The organism is Pseudomonas sp. GD03858 (assembly GCF_029840925.1).
GTDB lineage: Bacteria > Pseudomonadota > Gammaproteobacteria > Pseudomonadales > Pseudomonadaceae > Aquipseudomonas.
In genome coordinates this window covers 1-13,815 of the sequence record NZ_JAOCDM010000131.1, presented here as the reverse complement: position 1 = coordinate 13,815, position 13,815 = coordinate 1, and the positions used below count along the sequence as shown (strand labels likewise).

The 13,815-nt window shown below is 65.1% G+C and carries 12 protein-coding genes; 11 read left to right on the top strand and 1 reads right to left on the bottom strand.

The window, feature by feature from the left end; all coding sequences use genetic code 11:
- Positions 1-422: 422 nt before the first annotated feature.
- Positions 423-1,487 carry a tRNA epoxyqueuosine(34) reductase QueG gene (queG, locus tag N5D48_RS23495; protein WP_279888394.1) on the bottom strand — a complete coding sequence of 355 codons (1,065 nt, stop codon included), beginning with the start codon at positions 1,485-1,487 and terminating at the stop codon, positions 423-425.
- Between the two features lie 65 nt (positions 1,488-1,552).
- On the opposite strand from queG, the gene N5D48_RS23490 reads away from it, so the two are divergent.
- The 11 genes from N5D48_RS23490 to N5D48_RS23440 all read left to right on the top strand — a co-directional run.
- The gene (locus N5D48_RS23490) at positions 1,553-2,404 is read left to right on the top strand and encodes an NAD(P)H-hydrate dehydratase (RefSeq protein WP_279888393.1); all 852 of its coding nucleotides are present in this window, start codon (positions 1,553-1,555) and stop codon (positions 2,402-2,404) included.
- The gene (gene tsaE, locus N5D48_RS23485; protein WP_279888391.1) at positions 2,392-2,865 is read left to right on the top strand and encodes a tRNA (adenosine(37)-N6)-threonylcarbamoyltransferase complex ATPase subunit type 1 TsaE; all 474 of its coding nucleotides are present in this window, start codon (positions 2,392-2,394) and stop codon (positions 2,863-2,865) included. The genes N5D48_RS23490 and tsaE overlap by 13 nt, the downstream gene beginning before the upstream one ends.
- A 12-nt stretch (positions 2,866-2,877) precedes the next feature.
- Entirely contained in the window at positions 2,878-4,308 is a 1,431-nt protein-coding gene (locus N5D48_RS23480; RefSeq protein ID WP_279888389.1) for an N-acetylmuramoyl-L-alanine amidase, read from the top strand.
- Positions 4,305-6,206 (top strand): DNA mismatch repair endonuclease MutL, encoded by a 1,902-nt coding sequence (gene mutL / locus N5D48_RS23475; RefSeq protein WP_279888387.1) that lies wholly within the window; start codon positions 4,305-4,307, stop codon positions 6,204-6,206. Before N5D48_RS23480 ends, mutL begins: the two co-directional genes overlap by 4 nt.
- A gap of 1 nt (position 6,207) precedes the next feature.
- Positions 6,208-7,179: a tRNA (adenosine(37)-N6)-dimethylallyltransferase MiaA gene (gene miaA / locus N5D48_RS23470; RefSeq protein ID WP_279888385.1), complete on the top strand. Its 972-nt coding sequence runs from the start codon at positions 6,208-6,210 to the stop codon at positions 7,177-7,179.
- A gap of 94 nt (positions 7,180-7,273) precedes the next feature.
- Positions 7,274-7,534, top strand: a complete 261-nt coding sequence (hfq, locus tag N5D48_RS23465; RefSeq protein ID WP_279888382.1) for an RNA chaperone Hfq — start codon at positions 7,274-7,276, stop codon at positions 7,532-7,534.
- An 18-nt stretch (positions 7,535-7,552) separates the two neighbouring features.
- On the top strand, positions 7,553-8,854 hold the full coding sequence (gene hflX, locus N5D48_RS23460) for a ribosome rescue GTPase HflX (RefSeq protein WP_279888380.1): 1,302 nt from the start codon (positions 7,553-7,555) through the stop codon (positions 8,852-8,854).
- Positions 8,855-8,950: 96 nt separating this feature from the next.
- Positions 8,951-10,135: an FtsH protease activity modulator HflK gene (gene hflK, locus N5D48_RS23455; RefSeq protein WP_279888378.1), complete on the top strand. Its 1,185-nt coding sequence runs from the start codon at positions 8,951-8,953 to the stop codon at positions 10,133-10,135.
- A complete protein-coding gene (gene hflC / locus N5D48_RS23450) occupies positions 10,135-11,004 on the top strand; it encodes a protease modulator HflC (RefSeq protein WP_279888377.1) in 870 nt (289 codons plus the stop codon). The genes hflK and hflC overlap by 1 nt, the downstream gene beginning before the upstream one ends.
- 293 nt (positions 11,005-11,297) lie before the next feature.
- Positions 11,298-12,485 (top strand): ATP phosphoribosyltransferase regulatory subunit, encoded by a 1,188-nt coding sequence (locus N5D48_RS23445; protein ID WP_279888376.1) that lies wholly within the window; start codon positions 11,298-11,300, stop codon positions 12,483-12,485.
- A gap of 56 nt (positions 12,486-12,541) precedes the next feature.
- The coding region (locus tag N5D48_RS23440) for an adenylosuccinate synthase (protein WP_279888375.1) at positions 12,542-13,815 on the top strand (1,274 nt) is incomplete at its 3' end.

Here is a 13,815-nt window from a genome sequence, read left to right as displayed (position 1 = left end):
AAGTCAAAGTCAAAGTCAAAGACGGTCGGCGGCGGTTTTTATAGTTGTAAACGCATTCATTTACGATGGCGACGCATAGTCACCTTTCCGCCCTTACGGCGGGTCACTTTTTGTCAAACGCGACAAAAAGTAACCAAAAAACGCTGCGCTCCATTCATCCGGCCCTCCGCTGCGCTCCGGGTCCCCTCGCTCCGGCCTTGCTCCCGGGAGGACCGCGCTGCAGGGCCCATCCTGGGCCCCAGCGCTTGACGGGCATCCATGCCCGTCACCTCCCTCCGCAAGGCCTGCGTTCGGCCTACTGAAGTCGCGAAGTTACGGGCGGCGCCTGGGCTGGTGCAGCTGTCGCTAGTGGGCTATGGGGGTAGACTTCTGATCGCCAAAGACAAAGACAAAGACAAAGACAAAGCCGGAGGCGGCAAGCGTCAGAGGGCGTCGTGGCGAGCCAGCGCCCACTCCACGTGCTCGCGTACCAGCTCCGAAGGATCATCCCGCCGCGCGTTGAGCGCTTCCAGAACGGGAATGGTCGAAGGGGCATTCCCCAGTCCCACCGCCAGGTTACGCAAAAACCGCTCATACCCCGCCCGCCGCAGGGGCGACCCCTCGGTGCAGCCGAGAAAACGCTTTTCATCCCACAGGAACAGCTCGGCCAGCTCGATATTGTCCAGCCCCCGGCGGGGCATGAAGTCGTCTTCGCTAGTGGTCTTGGCGAAACGGTTCCAAGGACAGACGATCTGGCAATCGTCGCAACCGAACACCCGGTTACCGATCAATGGACGCAGTTCCAGTGGGATGGCGCCGCGCAATTCGATGGTCAGGTACGAGATGCAGCGTCGGGCATCAAGCTGGTAGGCCCCGACGAATGCCTGGGTCGGGCAGATGTCCAGGCATGCCTGGCAGCGCCCGCAATGATCGCTGCCCTGCACGCCGTCGATCGGCAGCGGCAGGTCGACGAACAGCTCGGCCAGGAAGAAGTAGCTGCCGGCCTTGCGATTGAGCAGCAAGGTGTTCTTGCCGATCCAGCCCAGGCCGGCCTCCTGCGCCAAGGCTTTCTCCAGCACCGGGGCGCTGTCGACGAAGGCGCGGTAACCGAACGGGCCGATGGCCTCCTGGATGCGATCGGCGAAGTGCTGCACGCGTTTGCGCACCAGCTTGTGGTAATCGCGACCCAGGGCATAACGCGAGATGTAGGCCTTTTCCGGCTCCGCGAGGCGCTTGGCCATCTGCGTGTCGCCGGGCAGGTAGTCCATGCGCAACGAGATCACCCGCAGCGTGCCGGGGATCAGCTCGGCCGGGCGCGAGCGCTTGTGGCCATGGTCGCCCATGTACTCCATCTCGCCGTTGTAGCCGGCGGCCAGCCAGCGCTGCAGGTGCTGTTCGTGCTCGCCAAGGTCGACGCCGGCGATGCCGACATGGGCAAAACCGAGTTCGCGGCCCCAATCCTTGATCGATTGGGCCAGTGTGGCGATGTCTGGAGTCGTGGCGGGCATGGACGGATAAGGCATTACAGGCACAGGTGCGTATAATTCTGCCAGACATCAGAGCCTTTGACCCCATGCCTCAGACCAAACACCTCCCATTACCGCTCAGCAGCCTGACATTGGCCAGGCTGCCGCCGCGTGCCGCCGATGCCCACAAGGGCGACTTCGGCCATGTGCTGGTGATCGGCGGTGACCTGGGTACCGGCGGCGCGGTGATGCTCAGCGGCGAGGCCGCGCTGCGTTGCGGCGCCGGCCTGGTCAGCGTGGCGACCCGCCCCGAACATGTCGTCGCCGGCCTGGCGCGGCTGCCGGAGATCATGTGGCTGGGCATGAGTTCGGCCAACCAATTGATCGGCCCGCTCGCCCGCGCCTCGGTGCTGGTGGTCGGGCCAGGCCTGGGCCAGGCGGCCTGGGGACGCAGCCTGCTGTCGGCGGTCACGCATGCGCACCTGCCGCAGGTCTGGGACGCCGACGCCCTCAACCTGCTGGCCGGTGCGCCATTGGCCTTGCCCAGTGGCAGCATCCTTACCCCGCATCCGGGGGAGGCCGCTCGGCTGCTGGGCATCTCCACCGAGGCGGTGCAGGCCGACCGACAAGGCGCCGCGCGCAAGCTCGCCCGTCGCTACGCCAGTGTCTGCGTGCTCAAGGGCGCCGGCACGCTGGTGGCTGACCCGCTTGGCCAACTGGCGCTGTGCGGGCGCGGGCATCCGGCCATGGCCGGGGCGGGACTGGGTGACGTGCTGACCGGTGTGCTGGCGGCGTTGCTGGCCCAGGGGCTGGATGCCTGGCAGGCTGCGTGCCTGGGGGTATGGCTGCACGCCTGCGCGGGCGAGCACCTGGGCGTTCAAGGTAGAGGGCTGGCGGCCAGCGATCTGGTTCCGGTCATAAGAAAGTTGTTGGAGGAGCATTCAGCGTGTCAGGCATAACCCTGTTTCTGGCCGACGAGCCAGCCACCGTCGCCTTTGGCGCCAAGCTGGCCGAAGTGACCAAAGGTCACGGCGTGATCTTTCTCGAAGGCGACCTGGGCGCCGGCAAGACCACGCTGTCGCGTGGCCTGATCCGCGGCCTGGGCCATGAAGGGCCGGTGAAAAGCCCGACCTTCACCGTGGTCGAGCCCTACGAAATCGGCGAGATCCGCGCCTTCCATTTCGACCTGTACCGCCTGGTCGATCCGGAGGAACTCGAGTTCATGGGCATTCGCGACTATTTCGAGGGCGATGCCCTGTGCCTGTTCGAATGGCCGGACAAAGGCGCAGGCGTTTTGCCAAAGCCCGACCTGACCATTACCATAAGCCCGCAAGCGGGCGGACGTTCGCTGAACCTGTCGCCGCAGGGGGCACGCGGCGAAGCCTGGTGTGCCGTTCTGGCCAAAGAATTCAAACAGTAAGTGGGGAAAGGTATGCGCATACGCGCACTGGTCGCCGTCGTTGGGCTGCTGCTGACCGCGGTGACCGTTGACGCTCTGGCCGTCACTCAAGTCAAGAGCATGCGTCTGTGGCGCGCTCCGGACAACACGCGGCTGGTCTTCGACCTGTCCGGGCCTGTGCAGCACAGCGTCTTCACCCTGACCGCACCCGATCGCCTGGTGATCGACATCAACGGCGCGACCCTGGGCGCGCCGCTGAACGTTTCCACCTCGAACACACCGATCACCAGCGTGCGCTCGGCGCAGCGCACGCCTACCGACCTGCGTGTGGTGGTCGATCTGAAAAAGGCCGTCTCGCCCAAGAGTTTCACCTTGGCGCCGAACGCCCAGTACGGCAACCGCCTGGTGGTTGACCTGTACGACCAGGAAGCCGACGCCATCGCGGCCAGCAACCCGACGCCGCCCCCTGTCCCGCAGCCACCGGCCACCACCCCGGCGGTGCCGGTGACCCCGGCGCAACCGGCGATCAAGCTGCCGCCTGCGCCATCCGGCAAGCGCGACATCGTCATCGCCATCGACGCCGGTCACGGCGGCGAAGACCCGGGCGCATCGGGCTCGCGTGGCCAGCACGAGAAAGACATCGTGCTGGATATCGCCAAGGAGCTGCAGCGTCAGATCAACTCCGAGAAGGGCTACCGCGCCGAGCTGACCCGCACCGGCGACTACTTCATCCCGTTGCGCAAGCGCACCGAGATCGCCCGCAAGAAAGGCGCCGACCTGTTCGTCTCGATCCATGCCGACGCCGCGCCGTCCAAGGCCGCCTTCGGCGCCTCGGTGTTCGCCCTGTCCGACCGCGGTGCCACCTCCGAAACCGCGCGCTGGCTGGCTGATACCGAGAACCGCTCCGACCTGATCGGCGGCGCCGGCAACGTCAGCCTCGACGACAAGGACCGCATGCTGGCCGGCGTGCTGCTCGACCTGTCGATGACCGCCACGCTCAGTTCCAGCCTCAATGTCGGGCAGAAGGTGCTGGGCAACATGGGCCGGGTCACGCCGCTGCACAAGCGACGGGTGGAGCAAGCTGGCTTCATGGTGCTGAAGTCGCCGGACATCCCGTCGATCCTGGTCGAAACCGGATTCATCTCCAATGCCAACGAAGCCGCCAAGCTGGCCACGCGCAGCCACCAGCAAGCCCTGGCGCGCTCGATCCATACCGGCGTGCGCCAGTTCTTCCAGCAGAATCCGCCACCGGGCACCTACATCGCCTGGCTGCGCGACAGCGGCAAGATCGCCCAGGGGCCGCGTGAGCACTCGGTGCGCCCCGGTGAGACACTGGCCATGATCGCGGTGCGCTACCAGGTCAGCGTCGCCAGCCTGCGCAGCAGCAACAACCTGAAGACCGATGAGCTGAAGGTTGGCCAGCACCTGGACATCCCCACCACCGCCCTGGCGTCCCAGCAATGAGTGGCGGTTCGCGTATCGAGCTGCTCAGCCCGCGGCTGGCCAACCAGATCGCCGCGGGCGAGGTGGTCGAGCGTCCCGCGTCGGTGGCCAAGGAATTGCTGGAGAACAGCCTCGATTCCGGTGCCCGGCGCATCGAGGTCGAGGTTGAGCAGGGCGGTGTGAAGCTGTTGCGGGTGCGTGACAACGGCGGCGGCATCGCTGCGGACGACCTGCCCCTGGCCCTGGCGCGTCACGCCACCAGCAAGATCCGTGAGCTGGAAGACCTCGAAGGCGTGCTCAGCCTGGGGTTTCGCGGCGAGGCCTTGGCGTCGATCAGCTCGGTGGCGCGGCTGACCCTGACGTCGCGCACCGCCGAAGCCAGCGAGGCCTGGCAGGTGGAGACCGAGGGTCGCGACATGACCCCGCGGGTGCAGCCGGCGGCGCACCCGGTCGGTACTTCCGTCGAAGTGCGCGACCTGTTCTTCAACACCCCGGCCCGACGCAAGTTCCTCAAGGCCGAGAAGACCGAATTCGATCACCTGCAGGAAGTCATCCGGCGCCTGGCGCTGGCGCGCTTCGACGTGGCCTTCCATCTGCGCCACAACGGCAAGACCATCTTCAGCTTGCACGAGGCCGCCGACGAGATGGCTCGGGCTCGGCGTGTCGGCACCATCTGCGGCCCGGGTTTCCTGGAGCAGGCGCTGCCGATCGATGTCGAGCGCAACGGCCTGCGCCTGTGGGGCTGGGTCGGCCTGCCGACCTTCTCGCGCAGCCAGGCCGACCTGCAGTACTTCTTCGTCAACGGCCGCGCCGTGCGCGACAAGCTGGTCGCCCACGCGGTGCGCCAGGCCTATCGCGACGTGCTGTTCAACGGCCGGCACCCGACCTTCGTGCTGTTCCTGGAGTGCGACCCGACCGGCGTGGACGTCAACGTGCATCCGACCAAACACGAAGTGCGCTTCCGTGAAGGGCGGATGGTCCACGACTTCCTGTATGGCACCTTGCACCGTGCCCTGGCCGATGTGCGCCCGGAGGATCAGCTCGCCGCGCCCGCCGCGACCAGCGAACTGGTGCGCCCGAGCGGGATCCAGGCGGGGGAGTTCGGCCCGCAGGGCGAGATGCGCCTGGCTTCGCCGGTGCTGGAGCAACCCCAGGGCGAGGCGCGCCAGTCGTTCTCCGCGGGCGGTTCCGGCGCGGGCTATCAGTATCAGTACACGCCTCGGCCGTCGCAGCCGCTGAATGTCGGCGAGACGCAAGCGGTCTACCGCGAGTTCTATGCGCCGCTGGACAATGCCCCCGCCGCGCCTGCCGCCCTGCCGGAAAGCCAGGGGGACATCCCGCCGCTCGGTTACGCGCTGGCCCAGCTCAAAGGCATCTATATCCTGGCCGAGAACGCTGTCGGCCTGGTGTTGGTGGACATGCACGCGGCCCATGAGCGGATCATGTACGAACGGCTCAAGGTGGCCATGGCCAGCGAAGGTCTCAGCGGCCAGCCGCTGCTGGTGCCCGAGTCGCTGGCGCTGAGCCAGCGCGAGGCCGATTGCGCCGAGGAGCACGCCCAGTGGTTCCAGCGCCTGGGCTTCGAACTGCAGCGCCTGGGTCCGGAGACCCTGGCGATTCGCCAGATCCCGGCGCTGCTCAAGCAGGCCGAGGCCAATCGCCTGGTACAGGATGTGCTCGCCGATCTCATGGAGTACGGCACCAGCGATCGTATCCAGGCACACCTGAACGAACTGCTCGGGACCATGGCCTGCCACGGTGCGGTGCGCGCCAATCGGCGCCTGGCCATCCCCGAGATGAATGCGCTGCTGCGCGACATGGAGAACACCGAGCGTAGCGGCCAGTGCAACCATGGCCGGCCGACCTGGACCCAGATGGGGCTGGACGACCTGGACAAGCTGTTCCTGCGGGGGCGATGACATGCCTGGCAAGCCTCCGGCGATATTCCTCATGGGCCCGACCGCGGCCGGCAAGACCGATCTGGCCATCGAGCTGACCAAGGTGCTGCCGTGCGAACTGATCAGCGTCGATTCGGCGCTGGTCTATCGCGGCATGGACATCGGCACCGCCAAACCCTCCAAAGAGGTGCTGGCCGCCCACCCGCACCGCTTGATCGACATCCTCGACCCTGCCGAAAGCTACTCGGCCAAGCGGTTCTGCACCGATGCCCTCGAGGCCATGGCCGAGATCACCGCGCGCGGCAAGGTCCCGCTGCTGGTCGGCGGCACCATGCTCTATTACAAGGCGCTGATCGATGGCCTGGCCGACATGCCGGCGGCCGACCCGGCGGTGCGCGCCGAACTCGAGGCCCAGGCCGCCACGCTGGGCCTGGCCGAGCTGCACCGGCAGCTGGCCGAGGTGGACCCGGAATCAGCGGCGCGCATCCATCCGAATGACCCGCAACGGCTGATCCGTGCGCTCGAAGTGTATCGGGTCAGCGGTCAGACCATGACCGCCCACCGTCAGCGTCAATTCGCGGAAAGTAGCGCTGCAGACGCAGGCGCGGGCGGGCATTTGCCCTATACTGTCGCGAGTTTGGCGATTGCTCCTACAGATCGTCACATTTTGCATCAGCGAATTGCGTTACGATTTTCGCAGATGCTGGAACAGGGCTTCGTCGACGAGGTCCGATCGCTGCGGGCCAGAAGTGACTTGCACGCGGAGCTGCCGTCTATACGGGCAGTGGGCTATCGACAGGTCTGGGATTATCTCGACGGTCAGCTGACTGAGAATGAGATGCGTGAACGCGGTATCATTGCCACGCGCCAGCTGGCCAAGCGGCAGTTCACCTGGTTGCGCGGCTGGGAAGGCGTGCACTGGCTGGATAGCCTGGCCTGCGACAATCTGTCCCGCACCTTGAAATACCTGGGGACCGTCTCCATATTGAGCTGAGTCCCTGCCAAATGCCGTCTATTCTTGCGGACGGGCGGCATAATTTATCGATTTTCTTGATTTTCTACTATTGATCCTTACAGGAGTGCGGCATATGTCAAAAGGGCATTCGCTACAAGACCCTTACTTGAACACCTTGAGAAAAGAAAAAGTCCCGGTTTCGATCTATCTGGTCAACGGGATCAAGCTGCAGGGCCAGATCGAATCCTTCGACCAGTTCGTTGTGCTGCTGAAGAACACCGTCAGCCAGATGGTCTACAAGCACGCCATTTCGACTGTCGTACCTGCCCGTCCGGTTCGCCTGCCAAGCCCGTCCGATGCCGATCACGGCGACAGCGAGCCAGGCAACGCTTGAAAAAAGTAGGAGCCTGCATTGTTCTTTGAGCGCCACGGTGGTGGTGAGCGAGCGCTGCTCGTTCACTTGGAAGGTCAGAACCCTGAGGCGCGCGAAGACCCGCAGGAGTTTCAGGAGCTGGCGCTGTCGGCCGGCGCCGATATCGTCTCGCTGGTAACAGTGGCGCGGCATCAGCCCACCGCCAAGTTTCTGATCGGCAGTGGCAAGGTCGAGGAATTGCGCGACCTGGTCCAATCGGCCGAAGCCGACCTGGTGATTTTCAATCACACCCTCACGCCCAGCCAGGAACGCAACCTCGAGCGCGTCTTCGAGTGTCGCGTGCTGGACCGCACCGGGCTGATTCTCGATATCTTCGCCCAGCGGGCGCGTACTCACGAAGGCAAGCTGCAGGTCGAACTGGCCCAGCTCGAGCACATGAGCACGCGGCTGGTGCGCGGCTGGACCCACCTTGAGCGGCAAAAAGGCGGTATCGGCCTGCGCGGCCCGGGCGAGACCCAGCTGGAAACCGACCGCCGTCTGCTGCGGGTGCGCCTGCGCCAGATCAAGGCGCGCCTGGAGAAGGTACGCAGCCAGCGCAAGCAGGCCCGCCGCGGGCGCAAGCGCGCGGACATCCCGTCGGTGTCGCTGGTCGGCTACACCAACGCCGGCAAGTCGACCCTGTTCAACGCCTTGACGCAATCGGAGGTGTATGCCGCGGACCAGCTGTTCGCCACCCTCGATCCCACGCTGCGCCGGCTCGAGCTTGCCGACCTGGGGCCGATCGTGCTGGCCGACACCGTGGGCTTCATCCGCCACCTGCCGCACAAGCTGGTCGAGGCATTTCGGGCTACGCTCGAAGAGTCGAGCAACTCCGACCTGCTGCTGCACGTGATCGACGCCCATGAGCCCGAGCGCATGGAGCAGATCGAGCAGGTGCTGGCGGTATTGGGCGAGATCGGGGCCGAGAGCTTGCCGATCCTCGAGGTCTATAACAAACTCGACCTGCTTGAAGATGTCGAGCCGCAGATCCAGCGTGATGCCGATGGCAAGCCGCAGCGGGTCTGGGTATCGGCACGTGATGGACGCGGCCTGGAGCTGGTTGGCCAGGCGATTGCCGAGTTGCTGGGGGACGACCTGTATGTCGGAACCCTGTGCCTGGAGCAACGGTTTGCCCGCCTGCGCGCGCAATTCTTTGCCCTGGGTGCCGTGCAGAGTGAAGAGCATGATGAAGAAGGGCGCAGCCTGCTGAGTGTGCGACTGCCCAGGGTCGAGCTGAATCGCCTGGTCAGCCGTGAAGGCATGGAGCCGCAAGTGTTTGTCGAGCAACACACTTTGCAATAAATGCCCGACGAGGTCGTCGGGCAGCGGTGACAGGCATTCTGTAGCATTGGACGGCGCGCCGTGGGCGCGTCTTTGCTTTATCAGATGGAGAGCGCTATGGCTTGGAACGAGCCGGGTGGCAACTCGAACAATCAGGATCCCTGGGGCGGTCGTCGTAACGGCGGCGGCGGTGGTGGCGACAAGAAAGGTCCACCGGATCTGGACGAGGCCTTCCGCAAGCTGCAGGACAGCCTGAACGGCATGTTCGGCAGTGGCAAGAAACGCGGTGGCAGTGGCGACCGCAATATCGGCAAGGGTGGCGGCTATGGGCTGCTGGGCATCGGCCTGGCGGTGCTGGCGGCGATCTGGCTGTACAACGCCGTGTACGTGGTGGACGAGCAGGAGCAGGCCGTGGTGCTGCGCTTCGGCAAGTACTACGAGACCGTCGGTCCCGGCCTGAACATCTACTTCCCGCCGATCGACCGCAAGTACATGGAAAACGTGACCCGCGAGCGGGCCTACACCAAGCAGGGCCAGATGCTCACCGAAGACGAGAACATCGTCGAGGTGCCGCTGACCGTGCAGTACCGCATCAGCAACCTGCAGGACTTCGTGCTCAACGTCGACCAGCCGGAAGTCAGCCTGCAGCATGCCACCGACAGCGCCCTGCGCCACGTGGTGGGCTCCACCTCGATGGACCAGGTGCTGACCGAAGGTCGTGAGCAGATGGCCGTGGATATCCGCGAGCGCCTGCAGCGTTTCCTCGACACCTACCGCACCGGTATCACCGTCACCCAGGTCAACGTGCAGAGCGCGGCAGCCCCGCGTGAAGTGCAAGAGGCCTTCGACGACGTGATCCGTGCCCGTGAAGACGAGCAGCGTGCGCGCAACCAGGCCGAATCCTACGCCAACGGTGTGGTGCCCGAGGCCCGTGGTCAGGCGCAACGCATCATCGAGGACGCCAACGGCTACCGCGATGAAGTCATCGCCCGCGCCAAGGGTGAGGCCGACCGCTTCGGCAAGCTGGTCGTCGAGTACCGCAAGGCGCCGGAAGTCACTCGCCAGCGTCTGTACATCGACACCATGCAGGAGGTGTACAGCAACTCCAGCAAGGTCCTGGTGGCGACCAAGGATGGGCAGAACAACCTGCTCTACCTGCCACTGGACAAGATGGTCGAAGGCAGCCGCAACAACACCGCAGCTCCGGTCAGCGTATCGCCGTCGGTCAATGACGCCGCCGCGCGCGCCGCGCAGGACCTGCAACAGCAACAACCGCCGCTGCGTTCCAGGGAGAGCCGCTGATGAGCAATAAATCGCTGTTCGCCCTGATCGGCGCCGTGGTACTGGCGATCGTCGCCTGGAACTGCTTCTACATCGTTGCGCAAACCGAACGCGCGGTGCTGCTGCAGTTCGGCCGTGTGGTCAAGGCGGATGTCCAGCCTGGCCTGCACGTGAAGGTGCCGTACGTGAACCAGGTGCGCAAGTTCGACGCCCGCCTGATGACCCTCGACGCCCCGACCCAGCGTTTCCTGACGCTGGAGAAGAAAGCGGTGATGGTCGATGCCTACGCCAAGTGGCGGGTCAAGGACGCCGAGCGCTTCTACACCGCGACCTCGGGCATGAAGCAGATCGCCGACGAGCGCCTGTCGCGTCGTCTGGAAAGCGGCCTGCGTGACCAGTTCGGTAAACGTACCCTGCACGAAGTGGTGTCCGGTGAGCGTGACGCGCTGATGGCCGACATCACCGCCTCGCTGAACCGCATGGCCAGCAAGGAGCTGGGTATCGAAGTGGTCGACGTTCGCGTCAAGGCCATCGACCTGCCCAAGGAAGTCAACCGCAGTGTGTTCGATCGCATGAGCACCGAGCGTGAGCGTGAAGCTCGCGAGCACCGCGCCAAGGGTAACGAGCTGGCCGAAGGTATTCGTGCCGACGCCGACCGTCAGCGCCGCGTGCTGCTGGCCGAGGCGTATCGTGAAGCGGAGGAGACCCGCGGTGACGGCGACGCCCAGGCGGCTGCCATCTACGCCAAGGCCTACACCCAGGACGCCGATTTCTATGCGTTCTACCGTAGCTTGCAGGCGTACCGCGAAAGCTTCTCCAGCAAGAGCGATGTACTGGTCCTGGACCCGAAGAACGAGTTCTTCCGCTTCCTGGACAAGAGCAAGCCCTGATGTCGCTCTCATGAAGGAAGCACCCCGTCTGGCAGCTAAAATGCCAGGCGGGGTGCATCCTGAATGAAAAGGGGTGTATGATGCGGCAGCCGGGAAATTCCCGGCTTTTTTGCGTCTGCAAGGTTGGTTGGCCGAACGCCAGTTGACGGTTTGGTCAGGACGCAAGGCAATTCGAGGGTGTTGGCTACGGTGGTTGCGCTGGGATCGGTGCTGCCCGCTATTGTGCGCCAATGCCTGCTTTACTCACGGCTCGCCTGCGGGCAGGCCGCCCGGACCAGAGGGGAAATGGCGTAATGGCAACGGTAGACCGCTGGCTGCTGCCAGATGGCATCGAGGAAGTACTGCCACCTGAGGCGGCGCGCATCGAGATCGCGCGGCGTCAGGTGTTGGACCTGTTCCAGAGTTGGGGTTACGAACTGGTCGTCACGCCGCATATCGAGTACCTGGAGTCGCTGCTCACCGGCGCCGGCCAGGACCTGGACCAGCGCACCTTCAAGGTGGTCGACCCGCAGTCCGGCCGCCTGATGGGCTTCCGTGCCGACTTCACCCCGCAGGTGGCGCGCATCGACGCCCACACCCTGCGCCGTGAGGGCCCGAGCCGCCTGTGCTACGCCGGCAGCGTGCTGCACGCGCAACCGCGTGCCCTGTCCACCTCGCGCAGCCCGATCCAGCTGGGCGCCGAGCTGTACGGCGACGCCAGCCCCACCAGCGATGTCGAGATCATCAGCCTGATGCTCGCCACGCTGCAGCTGACCGATGTGCCGGATGTGCACATGGACCTTGGCCATGTCGGTATCTACCGCGGCCTGGCCCGTGCCGCCAACCTGTCCGGCGACGTGGAGCAGCAGCTGTTCGACGCCCTGCAGCGCAAGGCGGTCGACGAAGTGCAGGCGCTCACCGCCGACCTGCCTAAGGACCTGGGCAACATGCTGCGCGCCCTGGTCGAGCTGTGCGGTGGCCGCGAAGTGCTGGCCGAAGCCCGCGTGCGCCTGGGTCGTGCCCCGGCCAGCGTGCTGGCGGCGCTGGACGACCTGCTGGCGATCGCCGATCGCCTGGCGGCGCGTTACCCGGACTTGCCGTTGTACTTCGACCTCGGCGAGTTGCGCGGCTACAACTATCACACCGGCGTGGTGTTCGCGGTGTTCGTGCCGGGCGAAGGTCAGTCGATCGCCCAGGGCGGCCGCTACGACGACATCGGCGCCGATTTCGGCCGGGCACGCCCGGCCACCGGATTCTCCACGGATTTGAAGACCCTGGTCACACTGGGGCGAGCGGAGGTCGTATTGCCTGCTGGCGGCATCTGGATGCCCGACAGCAGCGATGCGGCCCTCTGGCAGCAAGTCTGCCAGTTGCGCAACGAAGGCCAGCGTGTGGTCCAGGCCCTGCCTGGCCAGCCGTTGAGTGCTGCCTTCGAAGCGGATTGTGATCGGCAATTGATTCAGCAAGACGGGCGCTGGCAGGTTCTGCCGCTGACCCATTGAGATTCTTCGCCGGCAATGGGCCGGCAACCAAGTTTGCGTGAATGAGGACAAGTGTTATGGGTAAGAATGTCGTCGTCCTGGGCACCCAGTGGGGTGATGAGGGCAAAGGCAAGATCGTCGATCTGCTGACCGAACATGCTGCCGCCGTAGTGCGCTACCAAGGTGGCCACAACGCGGGCCACACCCTGGTGATCAACGGTGAGAAGACCGTTCTGCACCTGATTCCCTCGGGCATCCTGCGTGAAGGCGTGCAGTGCCTGATCGGCAACGGCGTGGTCGTTGCTCCCGACGCGCTGATGCGTGAAATCACCAAGCTGGAAGAGAAGGGCGTGCCAGTGCGCGAGCGCCTGCGCATCAGCCCGGCCGCCCCGCTGATCCTGTCGTACCACGTGGCCCTCGACCAGGCCCGTGAGAAGGCCCGTGGCGAAGCCAAGATCGGCACTACTGGTCGTGGCATCGGCCCGGCCTACGAAGACAAGGTGGCCCGTCGCGGCCTGCGCGTCGGCGACCTGTTCCACCGCGAGCGTTTCGCCGCCAAGCTCGGTGAGCTGCTGGACTACCACAACTTCCAGTTGGTGAACTACTACAAAGAGCCGGCCATCGACTTCCAGCAGACCCTGGACGAGTGCATGGCCTACGCCGAGCAGCTCAAGCCGATGATGCTCGACGTCACCGCCGAACTGCACAACCTGCGCCGCGCCGGCAAGGACATCATGTTCGAAGGCGCCCAGGGCTCGCTGCTGGACATCGACCACGGTACCTATCCGTACGTCACCAGCTCCAACACCACCGCCGGCGGCATCTCCACCGGCTCCGGCGTTGGCCCGATGTACCTGGACTACATCCTCGGCATCACCAAGGCGTACACCACTCGCGTCGGTTCCGGTCCGTTCCCGACCGAGCTGTTCGACGAGACCGGTGCCACCCTGGCCAAGCGTGGCCACGAGTTCGGCTCGACCACCGGTCGTGCCCGTCGTTGCGGCTGGTTCGACGCCGTCATCCTGCGTCGCGCCATCGACGTCAACAGCATCTCGGGCATCTGCCTGACCAAGCTGGACGTGCTGGACGGCCTGGAAACCATCAACATCTGCGTTGGCTACAAGAACGAGAACGGTGCCGTCATCGACGCGCCGTCCGATGCCGACAGCTACATCGGCCTGGAGCCGGTGTACGAAGAGATGCCGGGCTGGAGCGAGTCGACCCTGGGCGTGAAAACCCTGGAAGAGCTGCCGCAAGCCGCGCGCAACTACATCAAGCGCATCGAGGAGCTGGTCGGCGCGCCGATCGACATCATCTCGACTGGCCCGGACCGCAACGAGACCATCGTGCT